Below are 25822 nucleotides of genomic sequence, written 5' to 3'. Positions count from 1 at the left end.
AAGGGTTTGCACCCTTTTTGCGCCTCAACCATAAGCCCTTCCGCCGAATCGCACTGAATCGGCACAGATCTCGCTATTACCTCCCCCGAACCTCGGATCAGCGCGTCCACAAGCACCACCGCGGTGCATAACAACAAATGATCCGAATGCCCGATACGACACATCCGCAAGGAGACCCGCATTGGAAAATCTGAGCAGTGCCGTTGAAACCCTGATCAACGGCTCGAACACCTTTTTCATTCTGCTGGGCGCCATCATGGTGCTGTTCATGCACGCCGGCTTCGCATTCCTGGAAGTGGGCACCGTACGCCACAAGAACCAGGTCAACGCCCTGGTCAAGATCATGACCGATTTCGGCGCATCCACCCTCGCCTATTTCTTCATCGGCTACTGGGTCGCCTACGGCCAGACCTTTTTCACCGGTGCCGAATACCTGACCGAACGCAACGGCTACGACCTGGTCAAGTTCTTCTTCCTGTTGACCTTCGCCGCCGCCATTCCAGCCATTGTCTCCGGCGGCATCGCCGAGCGGGCCCGGTTCTATCCGTTCCTGGCCGGTTCCTTCCTGATCGTCGCGCTGGTCTATCCGTTCTTCGAGGGGCTGGTCTGGAACGGCAATTTCGGCTTCCAGGATTGGCTCGAACGTCAGTTCGGCGCCGCATTCCACGATTTCGCCGGTTCCATCGTCGTGCATGCGGTCGGTGGCTGGATCGCCTTCGCCGCCGTCTACCTGCTGGGCACCCGGATGGGGCGTTTCCGAAGTGGCAAGCTGGTCGCCTTCGCGCCGTCCAACATTCCCTTCCTGGCCCTCGGCGCCTGGATCCTCACCGTCGGCTGGTTCGGCTTCAACGTCATGTCCGCCCAGACACTGGACGGCATTTCCGGCCTGGTCGCCGTCAACAGCCTGATGGCCATGGTCGGCGGCATCATCGTCGCCATGCTGGCCGGTCGCAACGACCCGGGCTTCATTCATAACGGCCCACTGGCCGGCCTGGTCGCCGTCTGCGCCGGCTCGGACATCATGCACCCCATCGGCGCCCTAGTGACCGGTGGCGTGGCCGGCGGTCTCTTCGTGGTGATCTTCACCTGGGCGCAGAATCGCCTGCCGAAGGTGGACGATGTGCTCGGTGTCTGGCCCTTGCACGGTCTTTGCGGTTTGTGGGGTGGTCTCGCGGCCGGCATCTTCGGCAGCCAGGCCCTGGGTGGTCTGGGCGGGGTCAGCTTCATGGCCCAGTTGGTTGGCTCACTGACCGGTGTCCTGGTCGCCGTTATCGGCGGTTTCCTGGTCTATGGACTGGTCGGGAAGATCGCCCGTCTGCGGCTCGAGGAAGAAGAGGAATTCAACGGCGCCGACCTCAGCATTCACAAGATCGGTTCGACCTCCGACGACGACTGATCCCTATGGGTCAGTCAGGCTCCACCGCCGGCTGGCCCAACACTCCTATCCGCTCCTGAAAGAACGCCAGGAAGGCATCCACCTTCGGCTGTCGCTGGCGCACCTGGTGGGTATAGATGTAAATATCCATCGATCTGAACCAGTACTCCTCCAGGACCGGCACAATCCGACCCGCCGCCACCGCCCGCCGGACGTCGGGCAGATCCGAAGACGCATTCATCAATCCCATCCCCTGAATACACAGTTCCAGATGCCCCGCGCTGGTCTTGACGGGCGCGTCCAGGTAGCAAACGGGGAAATCCCCTCCAGTGATGCCCGTATCGTTGATGATCAGGAAGTTGTTCGGCTCATCGTGCAGTTGCGGCAACACGCGATGATGGGAATCGACCAGTTCGCCGGGATGATTAGGGACGCCGTATCGTTGCAGGTAGTCGGGGCTGGCGAAGACACCGTAGTCGGTCGTCATCAGTCGGCGCCGCACCAGGCCGGGATGCAGGTCGCCCAGATACCGCCCGACGCCCCAGGCGATATCGAAGGGCCGCGTCACCGGGTCCACCAGTTCATTGACCGAGTCGATGTGCAGTTCGATGCGTGGGTAGCGTTCATGAAACGCGCTGACATGGGGAACGACCAAAGCCAGCAAGGCGGATTCCATGCCCATCACCTTGAGTACGCCGCTCGGCTCCTCGTGACGGCTGTGCACCCAGTCCGCCAGGGCCGCCTGTTCACGCAGCAAATGTTCCGCCCGTTCCAGAAAGAGACCGCCGAACTCGGTCAGGCGCACGACCCGGGTGCTGCGTTCGAACAGGGGTTCGCCCAGTTCGGATTCCAATCGGGCGATGTGCTTGCTGATCGCCATGGCGGTCAGGCCGGATCGACGGGCGGCTTCGCTGAAACTGCGGGTGTCGGCGACGCGGACGAACGACTGCAGCCAGTCTATTTTAAACACTTGGTTTATCCATTATAAATATACGCTCTATTTATTTTACAGTAACGTCAGCCTAGAGTCTCGACAACGCCAACGCAAGGAGACTCGCCCTCATGTCGCTGATAAACCGACTCACGCTGCACCACGGTCTGGCCGGCTTTGGCATCGGCCTGTTTCTCGCCGTCCAGACGTTGTTTCTCCAGGAAAAAGGCTTCGATCTCTGGCAAATCGGCTTACTGTTCGGCACCTTCGGTGCCACGACAGCCGTTCTGGAGCTGCCGCTTGGCGCCATGGCGGATATTCATGGCCGGGTTCGAGTCTACGGGGTATCTCGCCTGCTGGTGCTTGCGGGTGTCCTGCTGGCCGCCCTGATGGATTCCTTTTGGGGCGCAATGGCCGCCATCGCCTTGCTGGGCATCGGCCGGGCGCTCGACTCCGGCAGCATTGAAGCCTGGCAGGTCGACCGGTTAAACGCCTCAAACCAGGGTGACCGGATACCTTCGGCCATCGCCCGCTTCCATGTGGCTACGGCTCTGGCCATTGCCTGTGGCGCCCTGCTCGGGGGTTACCTGCCGGATTGGCTGGAGCCCGTCCGGGCGGATAAGATGCGTCCGACCGAGTGGAACCTTTGGGCGCAGGCGGCCGTCACCGGCGTGCACCTGTTGTTGCTGCGCTGGCTGTTCCACGAGGGGGATCCGAAACAGCCGCAAGCGGGTGACGGCGGGATCCGCAGCCAGTTGCGCATCGCGGTCACCTTTGGTTTCGGCAACCCACGACTGAAATCCGTCTTCGCCACCGCCGTTATCATCGGGCTGGTGCTGTTTTCGCTCGAAGCCTACTGGCAGCCACGGGTCACCCAAATCGCACCCGGCGTCGACTATGCCGTCTTCGGCTGGCTGGCCGCCGGCTATTTCCTGGCGGCTGCTTTGGGCCCCATGGTGATCGGCGTCCTGAACCGGCGCTTTCCGATTACTCCGGATCGGTTGATTCTGGGCATCGTTCTGATGCTGGGCCCACTGATGGCGATCCTCGCCCTGCAGGAACACTTGGCGGGTTACGCACCGGCTTACCTGATGTTTATGTTGGTGTTGTCGATGATCAACGCACCCTTCGAGATGCTGATGGCCGAGGAAGTCCCGAGCGAGGTTCGCTCGACCTTGTTCAGCGTGCTCAGCCTAAGTCTGCAGCTGGGTGGTGTGGTCATGGCCTACGGGTTGTCCTACGCGGTCCAGTGGATCGGTATCGACGGACTCTGGTTGGGGCTTGCCGGCCTGCTCGCGCTGCGCGGGCTGACCGGATGTGTCGGTCGGCGTTTGCCCCGAGTGGAAGCCCGTGCCGAAGCGTCCTGACCGATACGGCGTTACAGATCCACTTTCTGACGGGGCTCGGGAATCTCGACGTCGATGTCGTATTCAACCAGCGCCTGCCGCAGGACTTCCTGTGCCTCGGGCTCGCCGTGGACGAGATAGAACCGGGGGCGACCGCCAATGTGACGCGCCCATTCGATCAGTTCGGTTTGCCCGGCGTGGGCCGAAAATCCGCCCAGGGTGTGAACCTGCGCCTTGACGGCGATGGTCTGGCCGAACAGCTTGACCCGGGTGGCCCCGTCCACCAGTTGCCGTCCCAGGGTGCCCCGTGCCTGAAAGCCGGCGAAAATCAGGTGGTTCTGGCTGTTCCAGAGGTTATGTTTCAGATGGTGGGTGATGCGACCGCCATTACACATGCCGCTGCCGGCGATGACGATGGCGCCCTGACTGATTCGATTGATGGCGATCGATTCTTCGACCGATTCGGTGACCCGCAGGATGGGCAGAAATTCCTGCAGGGTACGGGCGTTCCGGTCGGCCATCGCCCGGGTGTCTTTCTTGTCGAGCCGCTGCAGGCTGTCGTTGTAGATGTCGGTGATGCTGGAGGCCATGGGGCTGTCCAGAAACACCCGGCTTTGTTTCAATCGGCCCTGGTGGTAGAGCTGCCCCAGGCAATACAGGAGTTCCTGGGTGCGCCCCAGGGCGAAGGCGGGAATGAACACATTGCCGCCGTCGCCATGGGCCTGTTCGAGCACGCTGGCCAGTTCTTCGTAGGTGTCGCTGAACGGTCGGTGGTTGCGGTTACCGTAGGTGCTTTCCATTAATACGATGTCGGCCTGGTCGATCTGGCTGGGGCGGTGCATCAGTACGGTGGCGGTGTTGCCCAGATCCCCGGAGAACACCAGGTGACGCATGCTCTGGCCGTGCTTGAGCCAGAGTTCGACGATGGCGGACCCCAGGATGTGGCCGGCGTCGCGGAAGACGACCTCGATGCCGGGAATCGGGAAGCCCTGTTTGTCGTAGGACAGTCGCTCGACCTGTTTCATGACCCGGTCGACGTCTTTTGTGGTCATGACGGTGGGCAGGGTCGGTTTGCCCTGGCGCTTGAGGCGTTTGTTCTGCCATTCGAGGTCTTTCTGGTAGAGCAGGACGGAGTCGTTCAACAGTACCGGCAGCAGGTCGCGGGTGCCCGGTGTACAGAGGATTTTGCCGCGAAAGCCTTTGGCGACGAGCAGGGGCAGCAGGCCGCTGTGGTCGATGTGGGCATGGGAGAGGATGACCAGGTCGATTTTTTCGGGGTTGAACCGGAAGCGGAACCGGTGCCATTCACGGACCTGGTTGGCGCCCTGGACCATGCCGCAATCCAGCAGGATGTTTTTGCGGTTGATGCGGATGAGGTGGCAGGAGCCGGTGACTTGTTGGGCGGCGCCCAGAAACTGCAGGGTCGGGTTGGCGGACATCTCGGATCGGGCCTTTTCGTTGGTCATTTGGGGTAAGTTAGTCCATGTTGAGTTGGGTGCCTTGATTTGGGTCAGGTGGTAAGGCTAAGTGTGGCTCAGTTTTCTTCTATGGTATTAATCCGCGCCCGAGGTGGGGGAAACCCCATCCGGGGTCGTCGTGAATACATCCATGTAGACTTGGCCACAGCATCCATGCTGTGGACATCCCCGGCTGGGATTCCCCCCACCTCGTGCGCTTTCAGTCGTGCCAACACATACAACGCATCCAAAACCTTTGTTTGTTAGGAGATCTATGACTCGTCCATTGCGAATCGTGACCTTCAATGTCGCTTTATTTCGGGAAGAACCCATGGCTCTGGTCAGGGAACTGGAGGGAGTCGGCAGCGCGCAGTTGCGGGCGGTGGTGGAGGTGATTCGACGGCTGGATGCGGATGTGCTTGTGTTGAATGAGCTGGATTACGACGATGAGCACCGGGCGTTGCGGTTGTTGAATGAGGTGTGGCTGGGTCGGGTGATGACGCCGTATCCGTATGCGTTTACCGCGCCGGTGAATACGGGTGTGCCGTCGGGGCGGGATCTGGTGAAGGATGAGAGTCTGGCGGTTGGGCGGTCATCGCCGTTGGGGTTTGGGGCCTTTCCGGGGCAATACGGGATGGCGGTGTTGTCCCGGGTGCCGATCGATGTGGAGGCGTGTCGGACGTTCCGGCAGTTTTTGTGGCGGGACATGCCGGGGGCGGATCTGCCGCGCTGGCCGGATGGGTCGGCGTTTTACGATGCGGATGATCTGGCGGTATTGCCGGTGTCGAGCAAGTCGCATTGGGATCTGGTGTTGCGCGGGGAGGACCGGCCGTTTCATTTGTTGGTGAGTCATCCGACGCCGCCGGCGTTCGATGGGCCGGAGCGGCGGAATGTGTGTCGCAATGGCGATGAGATTCGGTTCTGGGTGGATTATATTGGTGGCGCGGAGTACCCGGTGGATGATGCCGGCCGTCGCGGTGGCCTGTCTCCGGACGCGGCTTTTGTCGTGGCCGGCGATCTGAATGCCTCGCCGATTGCCGGGGACAGTCGCCCGGGGGCGATTCAGGCATTGTTGGGTCATGCCCGGGTTCAAGCCGTTCGACCGATCAGTCCGGGAGCCGTCGGGGTGAGACCGGATGTCGCCGATGCCGATCAGCATACGGCCGATTGGGGCATGCGCAGCGATTATCTGCTGCCGTCCCGACATTGGCGGGTTGGCGATACCGGTGTTTTCTGGCCAGTTCCGGAAGACCCCTTCGCGGAGGTGGTGGCGCGGGCGTCGGATCATCGCGCGGTCTGGCTGGACTGCGACCGGATCTGACTCTGTCATAAAAGCGTCTATTCTCTGATATGGATCAAGTTGTCGATGCCTCGCGTTGACACACTGGTTGCCTATAAAACCAATAACAATCCTTTCAGGGAGAGACCATGTCCAGACATACTCCGATCGCGATACTCATCGCCATTTTGACTGTAATCGCACTCGCCTCTCTGACGGCCGGGCGCTGGTTGCCATTGGCGGAGCCGGATGATCAGCAGGCTTCGACCGGTCTCGCCTCGGTTGATGGGTCCTTTCCTTCCGAGTGCGCGACCTGCCACGGTGAAACGGCGGATTACCCCTTGCAGGGCGCACGTACGCAATATCTGGAATCCGGCCACCACCTCGGCTTCGATCTGGAAGAGCCCCACGCTTTTTACGCCAATGGCGGGGGGTGTCAGAGTTGCCACACGCACGAGGGGTTTGTACAAACCCTGGCCAGCGGCGAGGTGGATCGGGATGGTTTCATCGAATGGCCCTCCCAGCCGAATTGTTTCACCTGCCATGAGCCCCATGAACGCGGCGATTTCAGCCTGCGTACGACCGAGGCTGTGACTCTGGTCAGCGGTCGCGAGTTCGATATGGGTGCTGGTAATCTCTGCGCCAACTGCCACCAGGCGCGCACGGCCGCCGCGGATGCGGTCAAGGCCACTCCGGCGAATCAGGTGCGCAGCTATTTCGGTCCCCACCACGGCCCCCAGGCCGACCTGGTCGCCGGGACCGGGGCTTTTGAATTCGAGAACCAAACCTACGGCAGCTCGCAACACCGATTCGATGTGGAAGGGGCCTGTGTCGGTTGCCACATGCCGCTGCCGGAGGGGCGCTACAGTTTAAGCGCCTCGGTGGGCGGTCACAGTTTCAATATCGCTCACATCGAAGGCGAGGACGTCACGGTCAATGCGGCGGCCTGTCAGGGTTGTCATGAAGGCATCGAAGCCGTTGATGGCAGCCGACTGTTCGACACGCCGGCCGGCGCGGACTGGGATGCCGACGGGTCGGAGGAAATCGCTCAGGCCGAGGTTCAGGGCCTGCTCGACCGACTGGTTAATCCGGGCGGGACCGGTCTGCTGCAGCAAGGTCCGGCACCGATCTACACCGCATCCGGAGACTTCAACGGCCGGGCGCCGGACGATCTGATGCGTTCGGAAGCGGAAATGGCGGCGCTGTTCAATTACAAGTTCTTCAGTGAAGATCGTAGTCTCGGCATCCACAACATGCCCTATACCGTTCAGGTACTGCAGGACACGATCACAGCGCTTGATCCCGCTTTCGATCGTTCGACACGGCCACGTTGAGGAGTCGGTTTATGGGTTTCTGGAAGTCGCTGTGGCGCTGGCCACCCCGATGGCGGTGGTTGCTGATCCCCCTGGGTGGCTGGTTGGCGCTGCTGATGGGGATGGTGGCCTGGGCCGGTTTCAACGGCGTGATGCACGCCACCAGCACCAATGAGTTCTGCTACGGCTGCCACATCGGCACGGATACCGTGGTTGAGGAATATCAGGCCTCGGCCCATTTTTCCAACGAGCATGGCGTCGCCGCGACCTGCGCCGATTGCCATATCCCCCACGAGTTCGTGCCGAAGCTGATCACCAAGGCGAAGGCCACGGCCGATGTGTATCATCAGCTGGTCGGGACCATCAATCTGGAGAATTTCGAGTCACACCGGGGAGAGATGGCCGAAGCCATCTGGCGCGACATGGCGTCGAACGACTCCCGGGCGTGTCGTACCTGTCACGATCCGACACGTTGGGAGCCGGCACTGCAATCGGTTCGGGCTCAAAACAGCCATAACCCGACCTTCTGGCAGGAAAAGGGGATGACCTGCATCGATTGCCACCGGGGCGTGGCGCACCGCCTGCCCCGGTGACACGGGTCGATATCAGGCTTTCGTGGCCTGATGCTCGGCCAGGTACAGCCAGGTGTTCAGCACGGAATCCGGGTTCAGGGAGACGGAATCGATGCCTTCCTTCATCAGCCATTCGGCCAGGTCCGGGTGGTCGGACGGACCCTGCCCGCAGATGCCGATGTACTTGCCCTGCTTGCGACAGGCCTGAATCGCCATACTGAGCAGCTTCTTGACGGCGGCATTGCGCTCGTCGAACAGATGCGCGATGAGCCCGGAGTCCCGGTCGAGGCCCAGTGTCAACTGGGTCAGGTCGTTGGAGCCGATCGAGAAGCCGTCGAAGTGTTCCAGGAACTCGTCGGCCAACAGGGCGTTGGTCGGCAATTCGCACATCATGATCAGCTTGAGGCCGTCTTCGCCCCGGCGCAGGCCGTTCTCGGCCAGGATATCGACAACCTGGCTGGCCTCTTCCACGGTGCGGACAAACGGCACCATCAACTGAACGTTGTCCAGACCCCGCTCGCCACGCACCTTCTTCATCGCCTGGCATTCCAGATCGAAGCAGTCGCGGAAGGCGTCCGACACATAGCGCGAGGCGCCGCGGAAGCCGAGCATGGGGTTTTCTTCCTGGGGCTCGTACTGGCTGCCGCCGACGAGGTGGGCGTATTCGTTGGACTTGAAGTCCGACAGGCGCACGATCACCGGTTTCGGGTAGAAGGCGGCGGCGATGCAGGAGACGCCTTCGGCGATCTTTTCGATGTAGAAAGCGACCGGGTCGTCGTACCCGGCCATGCGGTGATCGATGCTTTCCCGCACCTCGACCGGCACTTCGTCGTAGTTCAGCAGCGCCTTGGGGTGCACGCCGATCATGCGGTTGATGATGAACTCCAGACGCGCCAGGCCGACACCGGCGTTGGGCAGACCCCGGAAGTCGAACGCCCGGTCCGGGTTGCCGACGTTCATCATGATCTTGAACGGCAGCTCGGGCATGGCGCTGAGGTCGCTCTTGTCGACTTCGAAGTCCAACTGGCCCCGGTAGACCCGACCGGTGTCGCCTTCGGCGCAGGACACCGTGACCTCGGTTTCCTTGGCCAGCGCTTCGGTGGCGTTGCCACAGCCGACGACCGCCGGAATGCCCAGTTCACGGGCGATGATGGCCGCGTGACAGGTGCGCCCGCCACGGTTGGTGACGATGGCCGAGGCGCGCTTCATGATCGGTTCCCAGTCCGGGTCGGTCATGTCGGTGACCAGAACGTCGCCGGCGTGCACCTGGTGCATCTGGGTCAAGTCCTGGATGACCTTGACCGGCCCCTTGCCGATGCGCTGACCGATGGCGCGCCCTTCGACCAGCCGCTTGCCACGCTCTTTCAGTGCATAGCGCTCGATGACGTTGCCGTGGTTGCTCTTCACTGTCTCCGGCCGGGCCTGGACGATGTACAGCTTGCCATCGTTGCCATCGCGGGCCCATTCGATGTCCATCGGACGGTCGTAGTGTTTTTCGATGATGACGGCCTGCTTGGCCAGTTCGGTGACTTCGGCATCGGTCAGCGAGAATCGCTGACGTTCCTGCTCCGGCACCTCGACCGTCTTGACCGACTTGCCGGCCTGGGCGGCGTCGCCGTAGATCATTTTGATCAGTTTGCTGCCGAGTGTACGACGCAGGATCGGATTCTTGCCCCGTTCCAGCGCCGGTTTGTGAATGTAGAATTCATCCGGGTTGACCGCGCCCTGCACCACGGTTTCCCCCAGTCCGTAGGCCGAGGTGATGAACACCACGTCCTCGAAGCCGGATTCGGTGTCGATGGTGAACATCACGCCGGAGGCGCCGACGTCGCTGCGCACCATGCGCTGGATACCGGCCGACAGCGCCACCTGGCCGTGGTCGAACCCCTTGTGCACCCGGTAGGCGATGGCCCGGTCGTTGAACAGGGAGGCAAAGACTTCCTTGACCGCGTGCAGGACGGCGTCGATGCCGTGGATGTTCAAGAAAGTTTCCTGCTGGCCGGCGAAAGAGGCGTCGGGCAGGTCTTCGGCCGTGGCCGAAGAACGAACGGCCAGCGTCAAATCCGGGTTACCGTGGGTCAGTTCCTGGTAGGCTTGGCGGATTTCCGCCTCAAGTTTGTCCGGGAAGGGCGCGGCCAGTACCCAGGATCGGATCTGACTGCCGGCGCGGGCCAGGGATTCGACATCATCGACGTCGAGTGAGTTCAGCGTCTCGTCAATGCGGTCCTTCAGGCCTTCGAAACGCAGGAACTCCCGATAGGCCTCCGCGGTGGTGGCGAAACCGCCGGGGACACTGACCCCGGCCGATGCCAGGTTGCTGATCATCTCGCCCAGGGAGGCATTCTTGCCGCCCACATGCGGGACGTCCTTTATACCGAGTTCTTTGAAATCGACGACGAAATCCATGGCTGTCTCCAGTATTTTTCTTGGCCGTGGTGAGTGTTGTTGATAGGCGGTTGTATTAAACCTCATATTACGCCGATTGTGCATTCATCCAATGAATGATCGACATTTTCCCCTTCAATGTTTGCGCGGGATCAAATTATGTGACCCTATACTCTGTAGCCTAGCAGCCTGTCGGACTTAGGATGAGTCGGCTGCCAGCGCGTTATTCGATTCAAGCAGGAGTTCCCATGGCAAATCCCAGACCGGTGTACTTCATTTCCGACAGCACGGGCATCACGGCCGAGACCGTCGGCCACAGCCTGTTGTCCCACTTCGATGGCCTGAGTTTCGACGAAACCATCCTGTCCTTCGTCGATACCGAACAAAAGGCCCGCAACGCCGTCGACCGCATCGCCAAGGCCGGTCGCGAAAGCGGCCTGACGCCCATCGTGGTCGAGACCATCATCGACCCCAAGGTTCGCGCCATCATTCATGATTGCGATGCCCACCTGGTGGACATTATCACCACCTTTCTGTCGCCGCTCGAACATCTGCTGGGCCAGCCGTCCAATATCCGGATCGGTCGCCCCGAGGTCTCCGCCGACCAGGGCCCCTACCAGCGCCGGATCGACGCCATGCAGTTCGCGCTGGACAACGACGACGGTCGCCATATCCATCACTACGATCAGGCCGACATCATTCTGGTCGGTGTGTCCCGCAGCGGCAAAACCCCGACCAGTATCTTTCTGGCGTTGCAGGCCAATGTCTACGCCGCCAACTACCCGCTGACCGACGAGGATTTCGAACACCCTCGCCTGCCCAAGATATTGGAGACCTATCGTAGCAAGCTCTTCGGCCTGACCATTGACCCCAAGCGACTGAACCAGATTCGCGACGGCCGCAAATCGAACAGCGATTACGCGTCGCTGCGCCAGTGCGAGGACGAGGTGCGGATGGCCGAGGCCATGTTCAAACGGTTCGGGATTCCGTACATCGACACGACGCGACTATCGATCGAGGAGATTTCGACGCGGATTATTGTCGAGAAAGGATTGCGGGACCGGATTCGGAGTGCGTGAAAGATTCTCCCCCTCCCTAACCCTCCCCCAGAGGGGGAGGGGACTGATTTTTATTCCCTCTCCCCTTGGGGGAGGGTCAGGGAGGGGGTCCATTAAAAAAGGGGGCCGAAGCCCCCTGTCAGTTTGCCTCTGTCACATCAGAGCATCACATCACTGGTAGGACCAGTTCATGGTCACACCGGAGAAGGACTCATAGGCGCGAATGCCGACAACCCAGGTATCCGCGGCCGGATTGCTGAAGCTGCATTCCTCAGCGTTGCCCCACTTGTACGGACGGCAGTCATAGCTGCTGGTGGTCGGCTGGGAGCCGCGACGCACGTACAGGTCCGCGTCGCCGCTACCGCCGCTGATGTCCACATCCAGTGAACTCATGCCGGCCGGCACGTCGATCGGGAAGTACAGCCACTGGCCCTGGCTCGCGGACAGATTGGACTCCGAACCGGAATCCGGGCCGCCGGTGCCACCGTCGGTGAAAGAACCCGTCAGGCTCACGCCGGAATAGGACGAGTAGCCACGGATCATCACGTGGTAGGTCCCTGTGGACGGGCTCGCGAACGAGCAGCTTTCGCTGTTGCCGTTTTTCCACGGACGGCAGTCATAGCTGCTGGTGGTCGGTTCACTACCGAAGCTCACATACAGATCGGCATCGCCGCTGCCACCGGACATTTCGAACAGCAGATCGCTGGCGCCGCTGGGCACGTCCAGAGTGAAGCGGGTTTCACTGCCCTGGGAACCGCTCAGATCGGTGACCGGAACGCCGTTCTCCAGTTCGCTGCCACCCGGGTCGCCGCCACCGGTACAGCCGGAAGTGGAGACACCGACCGTGTCGAAGGCCGAGGTCACGACGCTCAGGTCGTAGCCCAGGTCGCCGGTGGCATCGACCACGCCACAGGCTGCATCCACATAATCACTGTTCGTGCCCCAATACATCTGGTTCGCCAGCACAAACAGATCAAACGCCTTGCGGGTGTCCCAGCCGTTGCTGGTGGCCATCAGGTAGAAGGCCCGATTGAACACGCCCGAGCTGTAGTGCACGTCCATACCGCTGTAGTAGTCGGAGGCATGGCCGATGGAGTTGCCGTCCTTGGTCGGGTCGTCCATATAACGCAAAGACCCGTCTCCTTTGAAAATATCGGCACCGACCATCCAGTCGTTGCTGCCCTTCATGTAGTACTCGGCCGCTTCACCGGCCATGTCGGAGAAGGCCTCATTGATGCCGCCCGGCTGATCCCGATACACCAGACCGGAATTCTGCTCGGTGAAGCCATGGCTGACTTCGTGCGCCGACACATCCAGACTGACCAGCGGATAGAAGCGGTTGGCGCCATCGCCGAAGGTCATCTGCTGGCCGTCCCAGAAGGCGTTTTCGTAGTTGTTGCCGTAGTGAACGCGCATGCGCAGTTTCTGCGTCAGCGGGGCCGTGCTGTACCAGTCGCTGTACATGTTGAACACGACGTTGCCGAAGAAATGCGCGTCGTTCAGCGGCGAATAAGCACCGTTGGTATAGCGGTTGTCGTTGTACGGGCAGGTGAAGGAGAACACGCTGCCACCGCTGGTGTTGTTCTGCATGTCCACCGTCTCGACGTTCGGCGTGTCCATGCGGCAGTTTTCATCCACCTGCATCGCCGGGTAGTCGGTACCGTACTCGTACTGACCGGTCTTCTCGTTGCCGCCGGGCCCGGTCGCGTCCTGATGCGCCAAACCTTCCCATTGTTCCAGCACCTCGCCGGTATGGGCATCGACAAAGACGAAGGGGCGTGACGGCTCGTCGCCGTATTCCACCCAGTTGATCAGGTAGGCCAGGCGCGCCTGGTCCTGATCGTCGATGTGAATGAACAACTGCTGGTTCTGGTTCTTCGCCGCCAATTGCAACGCCGCGACCGAGGTGGCGCCGCTGGTAATGCCCTGCTGATTACGCAGGGTCATAACGTGGTTCATGGCTCGATTGACCGCGTCGAACGCCTTGACGGACGGACGCACGGAAGGCACTTCGGTGGCCAGCCCTTCCAGCACGTCACCGCTGACGTCCGCGGCCACGCCCTGGCCGGACCGGGTGACGACCTGTCCCCAGACGGGTACGCCCTGATGGGCTTGCTGGTAGCGGGTAATGGTTTTGCCGTTGGCCAGGGTCCGGGAACGGACCTCGTTCAGTGAGACATCCGCGCTTGCGGCAATGCCCTGGGCGGAAAACAGATCCGGGGTCGCCGGAACGCGGTCTGCCGCCTGGGCGCCGGCCGCAAGGGCCACGGCGAGTGAGAGAGTCATCCTCGTTGGGAGTTTTTTCATGGTTCTTGTAATCCTTTTGATCTTTTTTTTATGGGTTTTGACTCCGGACGCGGATCGGTTGGGAGGGTCACCCCACGGCAATGCTTTCACCAGCTCACCCTTCCTTGATGTGCTGATGCAAAGCACTGCCCCGACCCACGGCCAGCATTGTGTTGGCAAGACTGCAGAAGACGACCAGAGCGGCGGGGAATGCCCGCGGTAGGCGATGCCGCTCTCTTTCTCAAACCAATTGGGCTTTTGAACAAGCCCGGTTCGGGGTCACCGAACGAATTTCAGGATGCAACAATTTTTCAGTCGTGACAGTGGATTGGTCAGCAAAAGGTCAATTTTTTTCAAACAATGTTAACCATTTCACATTGCGGAATGTTTTATTGCGATTATTGGCAAGGTTGGTATTCAATCTGCTATTTAATGACGGTCGTTCCATTTATGAACAGAAAGACACAATTACGACCTCAGACCGGGATTCAGACACAAATACGGCCGCTCAAGGCGGCCGTTCGACGTTCCGGTTCAGAGTCTTTGATGGCGTTCAGCGCAGGCTGCGGTACTCGTTCCGGTTGTCCGGCTTGCTGAACACCAACTGCCACAACTGCCCCTTGCGTGAGCGGAAGAACCCGGCGCAACTGTGGAGGTAGTACATCCACATCCGCCGGAACCGGGTATCGTAGCGGTCACCGAGTTCGGGCCACGCCGCCTGGGCATTGTTGGCCCAGGCCATCAGGGTGCGGTCATAGTCCGGTCCGAAATTGTGCCAGTCTTCCAATCTCAACAAACCAAAGCTGGTGTCGTTGATTTCCCGGCGTGAGGGAATCTTGCCGTTCGGGAAGATGTATTTGTGGATGAAAGGCTCCGGCGCGTGGCTGCGACGCTCATCGCCGATGGTATGCAGCAGAAAAAGGCCGTCGTCGGTCAGCAAATCGGCCGCTTTGCGGAAATAGGTCCGGTAATTCTTGACGCCGACATGCTCGAACATCCCGATCGACACGATGCGGTCGTACTGCCCGGTCAATGACCGGTAATCCATCAATTCGATATCGACCGGCAGGTCTTTGGTCAATTCGTCGGCCCACTTCTTCTGCTCCCGGGAGACCGTAACCCCGGTCACCTCGACGCCGTAATGCCGGGCCGCATGCAGGGCCATGGCCCCCCAGCCGCAGCCGATGTCGAGCAGTTTCATGCCCGGCTCCAGTTTCAGCTTGCGGCAGGCCAGATCCAGCTTGGCGATCTGCGCATCGTCGAGGCTATCCGCCTCGGCCCAGTAACCGCAGCTGTAGTTCATCAGGGGGTCGAGCATTCGACGATAGAGGTCGTTGCCGATGTCGTAATGGTGTTCTCCGACGTGGAAGGCGCGCTTGATGCTCTGAAAGTTGAACAACCGGTAATTGAGAGCGCCCAACGCCATTTTCAGCCGCATCACACCACTGACATTCTGGCTGATACCGGCGCCGAGCAACCGGGTGAACATCTCATCGAGCCGGTCGCAGTCCCACCAGCCCTCCATATAGGCTTCGCCGAAACCGATCGAGCCGTGGCGCAAAACCCGCTTGTACAGTTTGGGGTTGTGAACGCGAATATCCCAGGGACGGTCGCCGTTGAGGCGAATATCGGCGGGCTCGAGGAGTTTGACGAAAAAATCGGGGGGATTGGTGTTGGGGCTGATCTTGCGTCGGGAGCGTTGTTGCCAGGCGTCCCGGTTTGAGTGCGCCAGACTGCGTTGGCTGTCCGTCTTGATCTCGGTATAACTGGCCATCCCAACCTCCTGTAATCCGCAATAAAGTGCCTGAATGCGCTCTACTGCTATTGAAGGCCCTCAGGCATCCATACATGCACACTAACCCGAGTGTTCGGGTGTGTTCGAATTAATTCCCTCAATATAGTCAATAGTACAAATTTTGCACGGTTACAGCGTTTGATGGTGACTCGGAGGCGGTGTGGCGGAATCCGCGCCGCCGCCCTACAAGCCCCCAAGTACCCAGGCTAGCACCAGTGGCATCACCACCAGGCTGGCCGCATTGGAAAACAGCACCATGGCGGCCACCTGTTCGGGCTGCTGGTTGTACCGTTCGGCGACCAGGTAGTTGAGTACCGCCGGCGGCAAGGCGCCGAACAGGATGAGCATGCCCTGCTGGACGGGCGAGAGACCGAAGCCGACGGCCAAAGGCCAGGCGATGATCACACCCAGAATCGGCGCGGCGACGGCGCTGACGAGCCCGATGCGCCAGCCGGCGAGGTCGAGGTTGACGAGACGGACGCCGAGAGCGAACAGCATGAGCGGTACCGCGATGTCGCCCAGCAGTTCAAGGGAGCGGACCAGCCAGTCGGGCAGGCTGATGCCGGACCCGGCGATCACCAGGCCGCCGATGGCGGCGAGAATCATCGGGTTGCGCAGCACCTGCAACAGCCGGGTTCCCGGGTTGAGCATCCACATGCCGACCGTGAAATGCAGTGTATTTTCGACGATGAACAGGATGACGGCGGCGGGCATGTACTGCTCGCCAAAGGTGAAGAGGAACAGCGGCAGGCCCATGTTGCCGCTGTTGCGGAACATCATCGGCGGTACGAAGGTTTTCCATTGCACGCCCATGGCCCGGGCAAGCAGCCAGGCACCGATGCCGGGGACCAGGGTGACCAGAATTCCCGCCAGTGCCAGCGGCGCATAGTCGCCCAGGTTGAGCGGTCTGGACGCGAAGACGCTTAGAATGAGAAAGGGGGTGAAGACGTCCATATTGATGCGGTTGGCCGCTTCCATGTCGGGGGCATGCTTGCGCCCGTACAGGTAACCGACCACCACCACCAGGAAGATGGGGACGACAATGCCGGCTATGCGTTCGATCATTCGGCCTCCTTCCGCGAGTACAGGTTGTTCAGCCAGAGCCACCAGAGCACGACGAAACAGGCTTCATAGGCGCGTTGCCAGATACCCGGCCACCAGTCCCGCTCCCAGGCCGCCAGTTGCATGGACATGAAACACACCACGGTCAGTACTTTAAGGGTGCGGCCGAGACCGACTCGCCCCGGCAGCGGCATGCGCACCGCGGCGACAAAGGCACCGGCGTACAGGACCCAGATCAGGGTGTTGTGTACGGTCTGGTTGAAGGAACCGCCCACAGGGCACTGGTAATCGCAGGGGAAGATCACACTGCCAATGTAGCTGGCGGCAAAGGCGATGACGCCGAATCGTATCCAGGGGTCCATCGGCGCCGGCTCGAGTCCTTTACGGACGGCCTCGGTCGTGCCCATCCAAAAAGCACCGATCAGGAAGAAGGCGCCGTTGGCCATGGACCGATTGGGCATATCCAACGCCCCCAGTTCGCTGATGAAGCGGGTCGCATCATAGCCACTCACCTGTGCGCCCAACACCCAGGGCATGAGGATGAGCAAGGCACTGGCCAGGGCCGATAGAAAGACGGTTTTGGTCAACACCCGTGACGGACTCCACAAAAATGAGCGGCTAGCTTACCGAGCCATCGGGGGCTCGTACAGTGTCATAAAGTAGGAAGAGGCGTTCCGTCCGACCCGGTAAACCGGGTTGTTTTTGCAATTGAACCGACTTTCTGAATAATACGCCGGTCTCCGACCGGATAGATGCCACCCATGTCTGCCTTTCATTCGTTGCATTCACTGCTGTTCGCCTTGACGGTATTGGCCAGTGTGCCGGCCTGGGCGCAAACGACGGAGACTCAGCGGTGCATCGATTCGGAGGCGGCCCCGGATGAGCCGGTTCGGGACGGCTTCGCCGCCCTGTCGGGCAACGACCCGACCAGCTCCGACCCTCCCTTCCTGGGTATTGACAACACCCGGCCGACTTTAGCGGCCCCAATGCGAAACACAGGGCTCAACAGTGCGCCCTGCGCTGAGTTGATCTCCGTCAGTCATCACTGGAGTTACTGGCCGCAAGCCCCGCCCTACCCTGTTATAGTGTGACCTCCCTTTTTCTCGCGGGCGTCCGTTCGGATTTTCCGACCGTGCCTGAAACACATTTAACAGGAGCTGCAAATGTCCCTTGCGCTTTTTCTGATCATTGCCTTTTTTACCCTGGGCTACCTGGCGATCATCGCCGAACACGGCCTGAAGATCGACAAAACGGCCCCGGCCATCATGAGCGCGGTGCTCTGCTGGTCGGTCTACATCCTCTTCGCCGGTGATCTGGTCGCCATCGACAGCCTGCCGAACTGGTTCCTGGAAGAAAACGCCCATATGAACAGTGCCGAGCTGGTTCATACCTGGGTCGGCGAACACCAGTTGCTCACCTTTCTCGGTGAAATCTCCTCCATCCTGTTTTTCCTGCTCGGCGCCATGACCATCGTCGAATTTGTCGACGCCTACGGCGGTTTCGCCATCATCACCGACCGGATAACAGCGACTCGCAAGGTCGCGCTGCTGTGGATGGTTACCGGCCTGGCCTTCTTCATGTCCGCTGCTCTGGACAACCTGACCACGACCATCGTGATGATTTCCCTGATCCGCAAACTGATCGCCAGCCGACAGGAACGTTTGTTTTTCGCCGGGATCATCGTGGTCGCGGCAAATGCCGGCGGAGCCTGGTCGCCGATTGGCGACGTCACCACCACCATGCTCTGGATCGGCGGCCAGATCACCACACTGGCCATCATCAAGACGCTGATCATCCCGTCACTGGTCTGCGCGATCGTGCCCATGCTCTGGTTAAGCTGGTCGCAACGCGGTCAGAACGTGAAGCCGCCACAGCGCGTGCACCAGCACGAAGTCGACATCGTCACCAAACGCCATCGCAACATCATTTTCGGTGTCGGCGTCGGCGGCCTGCTGTTCGTACCGATTTTCAAAACACTCACCCACTTGCCCCCGTTCATGGGCATGCTGCTCAGTCTGTCCGTACTCTGGGTGGTCAGTGAAATCATTCATCACCGCGCGGATTACGACGACGACACCGAGCTCCACATCACCCGTATCCTGAAGCGCATCGATACACCGAGCGTCCTGTTCTTCCTCGGCATTCTGCTGGCCGTCTCGTCGCTGGAGGCGACCGGCCTGTTGCATCATCTCGCGGTCTGGCTCGACGAGACGATCGGCAACATCAACGTGATTGTGTTCCTGATCGGCCTGATGTCCGCCGTCATCGACAACGTTCCCCTGGTTGCCGCCACCATGGGCATGTACGACCTCAGCGTATACCCGACCGATCACCCGACCTGGGAATTCCTGGCGTATTCGGCCGGTACCGGCGGCAGTTGTCTGATCATCGGCTCGGCGGCGGGCGTCGCCGCTATGGGGATGGAACGCATCAACTTCTTCTGGTATCTCAAATACATCACCCCACTGGCGCTGCTGGGCTATGTGGCCGGTGCGTTTACGTATCAGATGATGGTGTAGCGGGCAGTCAAACACGGCTCCCGCACCCCGCAACGTCGGACCGCCCTGTACCCGCAGTATAAGTACGTCCATGTACAAAAAAGGCTCCCAAAGGAGCCTTTTTTAATCCAGTCAATCCAGCGTCAGTCTTTTTTCGTCAGCTCGTCGAATACGCCAAGGGCTTCCCCGGCTTTCATCAAGCCCGGGCCACCGCCCATCTGCACCACGACTTCCAGCATTTCCTCAAAAGCGCCGCGAGTCACCCCCATGCGCACCAGGGCCTTCACATGATGCGCGATGCAGGGGTCGCATTTTTGGCTGAGAGCGATCGCCGTCGCCATCAGTTCCTTGTTCAGATGAGAGATTTCCCCGTCTTTGTAGACTGTCTTGCCTACCGATTGAAAGGCATCGTACATGTCCGGCCGATCTTTGCGTAAAGCAATCAGGCTGGGAGTCAGGGCTTTCAGGTTGTCGAGCATTGCGTTCATAATCGCCTCCTTATTTAGTTTTTACTAATGTACAAGGTAGGCGAGTGCCGGGAGTTGACGCGGATCAACTTATGCCAAAAACCTTTAAAAACCGCGTCACATATACCTCTCAAGAGATACCGCTAATCCCTGCGCAGCTTAACCGGTGAGACATCGAACTCCCGCTTGATGGCCACATTCAGGGAGCTGCGACTGACGAACCCGGTTCTACCGGCGACTTCGCTGACCGGCAGGGAAGTCGATTGCAGAAGCCAGGCCGCTCGCTCAACACGACGTTTCATGACGTATTGGTACGGGGACAAGCGGGTTCGCTCCCGAAAACAGGCATGAAATCGACTCACGCTCATATGGCACAGTTCCGCCAATTGTGCGACCTGAATTTTTTCATGCAGGTGAGCCTGAATGTACTCATCCAGCCGGGTCAGATTCAGTCGATCATGGCCGGAGGCTGCTTCCGGTTGCCGCCCCACCACGCGCTCATACAGTGAGTAGAGCATCAGCGAACGAATGTGATGCTGTATGTGCGCGGCCGATCCGGACTGGTGCAATTCATACGCCAGAGCTTTCAACAGATCGCAAAACTGCGCATCGACGGAAATATACAGCGGCCTGAAAAACAGCTGCTGCAGCATCTCCCGCTCCAGTTCATTCTGAAACACACCACCGGGTTCGAAGTTCACCACCAGCATCCGGTTGGCGTGCGACCCTTGAAACTGATGCTCGCATTGCGATGGAACCAGGCAGCCGTCTCCCAGCGCGATCCGGCTTTCGCCACCGCCCAACAGATCGAACACCGCCTGCCCTTCGATACCCAGCACAAGCTGATGATGGGTGTGATGGTGGTGATCGGGCTGCTGCGGCATCCGCATCAATTTGCTCACGGCATCCCGCATGGCATCGACCTCTTAACGAACCTTGGCGAGAAATTTTTGCAGGTGTTCGCTCGACGGCTGACCGAACACCTGCTCGGGTTCGCCGATTTCCTCGATGACCCCCTTGTGGAAAAAGGCAACGCGATCCGAGACATCCCGGGAAAACCCCATCTCGTGGGTGACGACGATCATGGTCATCCCCTCTTCCGCCAACAGGCGCATGGTATCGAGCACCTCGCCGACCAGTTCGGGGTCCAGCGCGGAAGTCGCCTCGTCGAACAGCATGTAATTCGGCTCCATCGCCAGGGCTCTCGCAATGGCCAATCGCTGTTGCTGACCGCCGGACAAGGCGTTGGGATAGAGGTGCATTTTGTCGCCGAGCCCGACGTGCTTCAGTTGGCTTTCCGCCAGAGCCTCGGCTTCCGCCTTGGGCAGCGTTTTCACCTTTCGCGGCGCCAGGGCCACATTTTCCAGGGTGGTCAGGTGCGGGAAGGCATTCCACTGCTGAAACACCATGCCGATCTTCTGGCGCAAGTGATTCAGGTTGGTCTTCTTGTCGTGAACGCTCATGCCGTCCACTTCGATCACGCCCTGTTGAACGGGTTCCAGACCGTTGATGCAATACAGCAGCGTCGACTTGCCGGAACCGGAGGCGCCGATGACCGACAGGACTTCACCCTGGTTCACTTCCAGATCGATGCCTTTCAACACTTCGACATCGCCGAAGGACTTACGAACGTTTTTCACACTAATCATGACTGTTGCCACCTTCTTTCCACGTACTGCCCGGCCCGGGACAGCGGAAATGACAGAGCAAAATAAAACAGACCCGCGATACCCAGAATGAAGAAGGTTTCCGCTGTGCGGGTGATGAGAATCTGGGACGCCTTGAGCAACTCGATGTACCCGATGACGGACACCAGGGCGGAGTCCTTCATCACGCTGAGCGATACCCCGACCCAGGACGGGAATACCGATCTCAGCCCGACCGGCCAGACGACATACCGCATGTCCTGCCAGTAGCTCAGCCCCAACGACCGGCTGGCGCGGCGCAGGGAGGCCGGCACGGACTCGATACCGCCGCGTGCCACCGAAGCCACCAGGGCCGAGGTGTAGACGGACAAAACCATAGTGCCCGACCAAAAAGCCGGCATCGGAAACCCGGCGATGGAGACGAAGGCATCGAACAGGATGAGCTGAATCAGCAAGGGCACACTGCGAAAAATATCCAGCAGTGCATTCATCGCGAACTGCACCGTCCGGTTGCCGGCCGCCATCATCCAGCCGAAGACAATGCCCGCCAGACTTCCGGTCGCGATGGCCACACTGGAAATCAACAGAGTACGCAAGGCAGCCTCGCCCAGGAAAAGCAGGTCCTGCGGTTGTAAATCGCCGAAAACGGCTACGGTGGTCATGCAACACCTCCCCGGTTCAACCCGAACACCTTGTTGCCGATCAACGTCATCAGCCCCAGTACCAGTTTGGCGATCAGGTAATAGATGATCGCGGTCGCCGCGAAGTATTCGAAAGCACGGAATGTCTTCGAATAAAGGAACTGGGTTTCCCCCGACAGCTCCCTCAGCCCGACCAGCATGCCCAGCGAACTCATCAGGATGACCCAGATGAATTGATTGGTCATGGGGTGATAGACGGCTCGAAGCAATTGCGGAAACATGACATGCACCTGAGCCTGGAAGGCGGTCATTCCCAGGGATCGCGCCGACCGAAGCTGGGTGTTGGGGATGGCGGCATAACCGCCTCGAAACGTTTCCGCCATATACCCGGCGGTATTGAAGGCCAGGGCCATGACGACAGTAATGTAGGAATCGATCAGAATACCGACCGCACCCAGACCGAATTTGAAGAAATACAATTGAAACAATGCCGGCGTATTACGGGCGATCTCGATCCAGATATTGGCGACGAATCGTAAACCGGCGAAGGACGACATCTTGGCGAAACAGAGTATCAGCGCCAATACCATGCCAATCGCCATGGACAGAACCGACACCTGCAAAGTCACCGAAGCACCACCCAGCATTTGCGGCAGTGATTGGATGACCGGGCGCCACAAGAATTGATAATCCATACAGCTCTCTACCTCTGAGCCAAGTGGACCTGTCTGTGGACAGGCCACTGCTTGGTTTCACGGTACTATTCTCGGTACTTTTCACGGTACTACGGGATTCGAAAAAAGACCTTTGCCGGTCGAGTACCGCCGGAATATCCGACTCGAATCCGGCAAAGGCGCAGCCGAATCAGTAGTAAACACCCGGAATGTCCAGTGCCGGCGGTTCGCCGCCAATCCACTTGGCATACAACTCGTCGAAACGACCGCTGCGGATCTGACGGTTGATGAAGAGGTTGAGATAATTGATCCAGCCGTATTCCTGACGCAGGGTCATCATGCCGACATAGTCGGCACCGAACGGAGCCACCGGGCCCAGTTTCAGTTCGCCGTACTTGTCGGAATTGACGACATTCGCTGCGGCCGTATCGGTGACGATGACCGCATCGACCTGGCCTTGCGACACGGCCAGGAACGATTCATTCTCACTCTGGAAGGAAACATAGCGACCCTCGGCATCCGGCCAATGGGTGTCTTTGTAGGCCAGGAACTCGCTCTCGTAAGTGGTACCGACAGCGGCACCAACACGGGCGCTTTCAAGGTCTTCCCATGCGGTGATGTCCGCATCCTCTTTCAACAGCGCCTGGAACTGGAACACCATGTAGGGAACGGTGAAGCCCACGGTCTGAGCCCGCTCCAGGGTGTCGGAAGATGAGGCGATGGCAACATCCACCTTACCGGAGATCAAAGCGGGAATCCGCTCGGCCCAGGTCACGCCGACCACCTGGTGATCGACGCCCATGGCGGCAGCGAGATCGGCACACATGTCGACATCCATACCGACCGGTTCGTTATTGGAATCGCGGAACCCCATGGGCGGGAAATCCAGTACGACAGCGCACCGCAACTCGCCATCGGCGAGGACATCGTCGAGTTTATCGGCGGCGGCCTGGCCGGTGATCAGGACAGAAGCAGACAGTGCCAACACAGCGGATGCGGCACCTTTGAACAGGTTATTCATGTGGTTTGACTCTCCAATTTGTGCGCTGGCCACGGCCAACCGCACCTTCGGATACAGGCGATGGTGACGGCGTATCGAAGCTGAACGGTTCAATGCCTCGGACAGCGATTTATCATTATTATTCGACTTCGAATATCGTCGGAAGGATTCGCAAGTCCCTATCTATATTACTCAGACCGACCGGAAAGATTTGATAAATCCTACGATAAACTTCCTGAATCCTATCAATGTGTTTATCGCCAATCGAAAAGGAATTAACGAGTGATATTAAATTCCAATTGTCGAGTTTTCCGCTCCAATATGGATTGAAAACCTATCGAATGACGCACTGATTCAGTGCATATTTATTTTGAAGAGTTTACAACAACGGAAGAATTCAATGGCAGGGTAAATAAAAAAAGCCGGCGGAACGCCGGCTTTATCGTGCACGAACCGAAAGAGATGGGTTTAGCCGTTCACTTCCTGGAACTTCAACTCCATCTCGCGGGACGGGACAGAGCTCATAACGCTGACAACAGTGATGGCGAGTGTTGCCAGCAGGAAGCCGGGTACGATTTCATAGACATCGAAAATGCCACCGGACAGTTGCTTCCAGATCACCACAGTCAAGCCACCGACCACGATACCGGCCAGGCAGCCGAAACGGTTCATGCGCGGCCAATACAGCGACAGGATGACGGCCGGACCAAAGGCGGCACCGAAGCCGGCCCAGGCATAGGACACCAGACCCAGAACAGAACTTTCCGGATTCAACGCCAGGAACCAGGCGACTACGGCGATGACGACGACGGCGATACGGCCGATCTTCATCAGCGAGTTCGGATCGGCATCCTTGTTGAAGATGGACTTATAGAAATCTTCAGTCAGAGCGGAAGAGGACACCAGCAACTGGGAGTCGGCCGTGGACATGATGGCCGCCAGGATCGCCGCCAGCAGAACACCGGCCACCAGCGGATGGAACAGCGCCTGAACCAAGGAGATGAAGACGGTTTCGCCATCGGCCAGGCCGCTTTCGAAGTAACCGTTGCCGGCCGCGCCGACCAGAAGGGCACCGGCCATGCCGATGAAGGTCCAGGTCACGGCGATGCGACGGGCGGTTTTAACTTCGGCGCGGTCCTTGATGCCCTTGAAGCGAGCCAGGATATGCGGTTGACCGAAGTAACCCAGGCCCCAGGCAAGGGAGGACACAATGCCGATCATCCCCAGCGTGGACCCATCCGGATTGGTAAACATGCTCAGCATGTTGGGGTTCTTGGCTTCCAGAATGGCCACCGGCCCTTCACCGATGACGATAAAGGCGGTGATCGGAACGATGATCAGCGCCGCCGCCATCAGCAGGCCTTGAACCAGGTCCGTCCAGGAGACCGCCAGATAACCACCGAACAGGGTGTAGGACACCACTGCGACGGTACCGATGGTCACGGCGATCTTGTAGTCGAGACCGAAGACGGTTTCAAACAACTTGCCGCCGGCGACAAGACCGGAACTGGTGTAGAACAGGAAGAACAACAAAATGAAGAATGCGGCGATGGCGCGAATGGCCACCGTATCTTCAAAGCGGTTGCTGAAATATTCCGGCAGGGTCAGGGAATCGTTGGCGGCTTGCGAATAACTCCGCAAACGCGGGGCGACAACCAACCAGTTGATGTAGGTGCCCACCAACAAGCCGATGGCGATCCAGGAAGCGCCCAGACCGGAGGCGTACATGGCACCGGGAAGACCCAGCAGCAACCAACCCGACATGTCGGACGCGCCGGCGGACAGAGCCGACGGCCAGGCGCCCAATTGGCGACCGCCTAGGATGTAATCGGACAGGTTATTGGTGCGGCGATACGCCCAGACGCCGATCCAGAGCATCATCCCCAGATAGGCGAGAAAGGTCAAGCTGACTGCAAAAGTATTGCTCATAGCTCTCTCCGAGATTGTAATTGTTGTGATTGAGTGACTACTCAGTATCAATGAACCCGACATACGAGTGACTGCCGGGCGAGCCCGGATCGAAACCAACGGTGAAAT

General features: G+C 59.5%; 22 protein-coding genes. 8 read left to right on the top strand and 14 right to left on the bottom strand.

Annotated elements, in window-relative coordinates:
* The first annotated feature begins 181 nt into the window (after positions 1 to 181).
* On the top strand, positions 182 to 1396 hold the full coding sequence (locus IE111_RS14430) for an ammonium transporter (protein WP_189609965.1): 1215 nt from the start codon (positions 182 to 184) through the stop codon (positions 1394 to 1396).
* Between the two features lie 10 nt (positions 1397 to 1406).
* Here IE111_RS14430 and IE111_RS14425 read toward each other — a convergent pair whose 3' ends face one another.
* Positions 1407 to 2345: a LysR family transcriptional regulator gene (locus IE111_RS14425; RefSeq protein ID WP_189609963.1), complete on the bottom strand. Its 939-nt coding sequence runs from the start codon at positions 2343 to 2345 to the stop codon at positions 1407 to 1409.
* A 92-nt stretch (positions 2346 to 2437) separates the two neighbouring features.
* Between IE111_RS14425 and IE111_RS14420 the strand changes: the two genes are divergently transcribed.
* Complete coding sequence (locus IE111_RS14420) at positions 2438 to 3673, top strand: MFS transporter (RefSeq protein ID WP_189609961.1); 1236 nt, start codon at positions 2438 to 2440, stop codon at positions 3671 to 3673.
* An 11-nt stretch (positions 3674 to 3684) separates the two neighbouring features.
* On the opposite strand, the gene IE111_RS14415 is transcribed toward IE111_RS14420, so the two are convergent.
* The gene (locus tag IE111_RS14415) at positions 3685 to 5118 is read right to left on the bottom strand and encodes an MBL fold metallo-hydrolase RNA specificity domain-containing protein (protein WP_229805371.1); all 1434 of its coding nucleotides are present in this window, start codon (positions 5116 to 5118) and stop codon (positions 3685 to 3687) included.
* Positions 5119 to 5383: 265 nt separating this feature from the next.
* On the opposite strand from IE111_RS14415, the gene IE111_RS14410 reads away from it, so the two are divergent.
* From IE111_RS14410 to IE111_RS14400, 3 genes are all read left to right on the top strand, one after another.
* Positions 5384 to 6430: an endonuclease/exonuclease/phosphatase family protein gene (locus IE111_RS14410; protein ID WP_229805370.1), complete on the top strand. Its 1047-nt coding sequence runs from the start codon at positions 5384 to 5386 to the stop codon at positions 6428 to 6430.
* Between the two features lie 107 nt (positions 6431 to 6537).
* Positions 6538 to 7722: a hypothetical protein gene (locus tag IE111_RS14405; RefSeq protein WP_189609959.1), complete on the top strand. Its 1185-nt coding sequence runs from the start codon at positions 6538 to 6540 to the stop codon at positions 7720 to 7722.
* Between the two features lie 11 nt (positions 7723 to 7733).
* Positions 7734 to 8294 (top strand): NapC/NirT family cytochrome c, encoded by a 561-nt coding sequence (locus tag IE111_RS14400; protein WP_189609957.1) that lies wholly within the window; start codon positions 7734 to 7736, stop codon positions 8292 to 8294.
* A gap of 12 nt (positions 8295 to 8306) precedes the next feature.
* Here the strand turns inward: IE111_RS14400 and ppsA are convergent, their stop codons facing one another.
* Positions 8307 to 10679, bottom strand: coding sequence for a phosphoenolpyruvate synthase (gene ppsA / locus IE111_RS14395; protein WP_189609955.1), 2373 nt, complete (start codon positions 10677 to 10679; stop codon positions 8307 to 8309).
* A 227-nt stretch (positions 10680 to 10906) separates the two neighbouring features.
* Here ppsA and ppsR point away from each other — a divergent pair, with 227 nt between their 5' ends.
* Positions 10907 to 11737, top strand: a complete 831-nt coding sequence (ppsR, locus tag IE111_RS14390) for a posphoenolpyruvate synthetase regulatory kinase/phosphorylase PpsR (RefSeq protein WP_189609953.1) — start codon at positions 10907 to 10909, stop codon at positions 11735 to 11737.
* Positions 11738 to 11887: 150 nt separating this feature from the next.
* Here ppsR and IE111_RS14385 read toward each other — a convergent pair whose 3' ends face one another.
* From IE111_RS14385 to IE111_RS14370, 4 genes are all read right to left on the bottom strand, one after another.
* Positions 11888 to 14023, bottom strand: coding sequence for a M4 family metallopeptidase (locus IE111_RS14385; RefSeq protein WP_189609952.1), 2136 nt, complete (start codon positions 14021 to 14023; stop codon positions 11888 to 11890).
* A gap of 532 nt (positions 14024 to 14555) precedes the next feature.
* A complete protein-coding gene (cfa, locus tag IE111_RS14380) occupies positions 14556 to 15776 on the bottom strand; it encodes a cyclopropane fatty acyl phospholipid synthase (protein WP_189609950.1) in 1221 nt (406 codons plus the stop codon).
* A gap of 204 nt (positions 15777 to 15980) precedes the next feature.
* Positions 15981 to 16862, bottom strand: coding sequence for an AEC family transporter (locus IE111_RS14375; RefSeq protein WP_189609948.1), 882 nt, complete (start codon positions 16860 to 16862; stop codon positions 15981 to 15983).
* Positions 16859 to 17449: a DUF998 domain-containing protein gene (locus IE111_RS14370; RefSeq protein ID WP_189609946.1), complete on the bottom strand. Its 591-nt coding sequence runs from the start codon at positions 17447 to 17449 to the stop codon at positions 16859 to 16861. The genes IE111_RS14375 and IE111_RS14370 overlap by 4 nt, the downstream gene beginning before the upstream one ends.
* A 171-nt stretch (positions 17450 to 17620) precedes the next feature.
* Here IE111_RS14370 and IE111_RS14365 point away from each other — a divergent pair, with 171 nt between their 5' ends.
* Both IE111_RS14365 and nhaD read left to right on the top strand, forming a co-directional pair.
* The gene (locus IE111_RS14365) at positions 17621 to 17950 is read left to right on the top strand and encodes a hypothetical protein (RefSeq protein WP_189609944.1); all 330 of its coding nucleotides are present in this window, start codon (positions 17621 to 17623) and stop codon (positions 17948 to 17950) included.
* A 72-nt stretch (positions 17951 to 18022) separates the two neighbouring features.
* Complete coding sequence (gene nhaD / locus IE111_RS14360) at positions 18023 to 19378, top strand: sodium:proton antiporter NhaD (RefSeq protein WP_189609942.1); 1356 nt, start codon at positions 18023 to 18025, stop codon at positions 19376 to 19378.
* A 122-nt stretch (positions 19379 to 19500) separates the two neighbouring features.
* Here the strand turns inward: nhaD and IE111_RS14355 are convergent, their stop codons facing one another.
* The 7 genes from IE111_RS14355 to putP form a co-directional block, all read right to left on the bottom strand.
* Complete coding sequence (locus IE111_RS14355; RefSeq protein WP_189609940.1) at positions 19501 to 19845, bottom strand: carboxymuconolactone decarboxylase family protein; 345 nt, start codon at positions 19843 to 19845, stop codon at positions 19501 to 19503.
* Between the two features lie 122 nt (positions 19846 to 19967).
* Entirely contained in the window at positions 19968 to 20738 is a 771-nt protein-coding gene (locus IE111_RS14350) for an AraC family transcriptional regulator (RefSeq protein ID WP_189609937.1), read from the bottom strand.
* Between the two features lie 12 nt (positions 20739 to 20750).
* Entirely contained in the window at positions 20751 to 21473 is a 723-nt protein-coding gene (locus IE111_RS14345; protein WP_189609935.1) for an amino acid ABC transporter ATP-binding protein, read from the bottom strand.
* Positions 21470 to 22132 carry an amino acid ABC transporter permease gene (locus IE111_RS14340; protein WP_189609933.1) on the bottom strand — a complete coding sequence of 221 codons (663 nt, stop codon included), beginning with the start codon at positions 22130 to 22132 and terminating at the stop codon, positions 21470 to 21472. The genes IE111_RS14345 and IE111_RS14340 overlap by 4 nt, the downstream gene beginning before the upstream one ends.
* Positions 22129 to 22806, bottom strand: coding sequence for an amino acid ABC transporter permease (locus IE111_RS14335; protein WP_189609930.1), 678 nt, complete (start codon positions 22804 to 22806; stop codon positions 22129 to 22131). The genes IE111_RS14340 and IE111_RS14335 overlap by 4 nt, the downstream gene beginning before the upstream one ends.
* A gap of 169 nt (positions 22807 to 22975) precedes the next feature.
* Positions 22976 to 23806 (bottom strand): transporter substrate-binding domain-containing protein, encoded by an 831-nt coding sequence (locus tag IE111_RS14330; protein WP_189609927.1) that lies wholly within the window; start codon positions 23804 to 23806, stop codon positions 22976 to 22978.
* A 447-nt stretch (positions 23807 to 24253) separates the two neighbouring features.
* The gene (gene putP, locus IE111_RS14325; protein WP_189609925.1) at positions 24254 to 25714 is read right to left on the bottom strand and encodes a sodium/proline symporter PutP; all 1461 of its coding nucleotides are present in this window, start codon (positions 25712 to 25714) and stop codon (positions 24254 to 24256) included.
* Positions 25715 to 25822: the final 108 nt, after the last annotated feature.

The sequence above is a fragment of the Saccharospirillum salsuginis genome (assembly GCF_014651855.1).
Taxonomy (GTDB): domain Bacteria; phylum Pseudomonadota; class Gammaproteobacteria; order Pseudomonadales; family Natronospirillaceae; genus Saccharospirillum; species Saccharospirillum salsuginis.
The sequence above is the reverse complement of the archived record's forward strand: the minus strand, read 5'-3'. Positions and strand labels throughout refer to the sequence as shown.

Excerpts from the sequence above, each read along its gene's own strand:
- IE111_RS14385 (WP_189609952.1), bottom strand. The coding sequence starts at position 14,023 with ATGAAAAAACTCCCAACGAGGATGACTCTCTCACTCGCCGTGGCCCTT.
- IE111_RS14410 (WP_229805370.1), top strand. The coding sequence starts at position 5,384 with ATGACTCGTCCATTGCGAATCGTGACCTTCAATGTCGCTTTATTTCGG.
- IE111_RS14340 (WP_189609933.1), bottom strand. The coding sequence starts at position 22,132 with ATGACCACCGTAGCCGTTTTCGGCGATTTACAACCGCAGGACCTGCTT.
- IE111_RS14420 (WP_189609961.1), top strand. The coding sequence starts at position 2,438 with ATGTCGCTGATAAACCGACTCACGCTGCACCACGGTCTGGCCGGCTTT.
- putP (WP_189609925.1), bottom strand. The coding sequence starts at position 25,714 with ATGAGCAATACTTTTGCAGTCAGCTTGACCTTTCTCGCCTATCTGGGG.
- IE111_RS14330 (WP_189609927.1), bottom strand. The coding sequence starts at position 23,806 with ATGAATAACCTGTTCAAAGGTGCCGCATCCGCTGTGTTGGCACTGTCT.
- IE111_RS14375 (WP_189609948.1), bottom strand. The coding sequence starts at position 16,862 with ATGATCGAACGCATAGCCGGCATTGTCGTCCCCATCTTCCTGGTGGTG.
- ppsR (WP_189609953.1), top strand. The coding sequence starts at position 10,907 with ATGGCAAATCCCAGACCGGTGTACTTCATTTCCGACAGCACGGGCATC.
- ppsA (WP_189609955.1), bottom strand. The coding sequence starts at position 10,679 with ATGGATTTCGTCGTCGATTTCAAAGAACTCGGTATAAAGGACGTCCCG.
- IE111_RS14365 (WP_189609944.1), top strand. The coding sequence starts at position 17,621 with ATGTCTGCCTTTCATTCGTTGCATTCACTGCTGTTCGCCTTGACGGTA.
- IE111_RS14345 (WP_189609935.1), bottom strand. The coding sequence starts at position 21,473 with ATGATTAGTGTGAAAAACGTTCGTAAGTCCTTCGGCGATGTCGAAGTG.
- IE111_RS14400 (WP_189609957.1), top strand. The coding sequence starts at position 7,734 with ATGGGTTTCTGGAAGTCGCTGTGGCGCTGGCCACCCCGATGGCGGTGG.
- IE111_RS14355 (WP_189609940.1), bottom strand. The coding sequence starts at position 19,845 with ATGAACGCAATGCTCGACAACCTGAAAGCCCTGACTCCCAGCCTGATT.
- nhaD (WP_189609942.1), top strand. The coding sequence starts at position 18,023 with ATGTCCCTTGCGCTTTTTCTGATCATTGCCTTTTTTACCCTGGGCTAC.
- IE111_RS14415 (WP_229805371.1), bottom strand. The coding sequence starts at position 5,118 with ATGACCAACGAAAAGGCCCGATCCGAGATGTCCGCCAACCCGACCCTG.
- IE111_RS14350 (WP_189609937.1), bottom strand. The coding sequence starts at position 20,738 with ATGCGGGATGCCGTGAGCAAATTGATGCGGATGCCGCAGCAGCCCGAT.
- IE111_RS14405 (WP_189609959.1), top strand. The coding sequence starts at position 6,538 with ATGTCCAGACATACTCCGATCGCGATACTCATCGCCATTTTGACTGTA.
- cfa (WP_189609950.1), bottom strand. The coding sequence starts at position 15,776 with ATGGCCAGTTATACCGAGATCAAGACGGACAGCCAACGCAGTCTGGCG.
- IE111_RS14335 (WP_189609930.1), bottom strand. The coding sequence starts at position 22,806 with ATGGATTATCAATTCTTGTGGCGCCCGGTCATCCAATCACTGCCGCAA.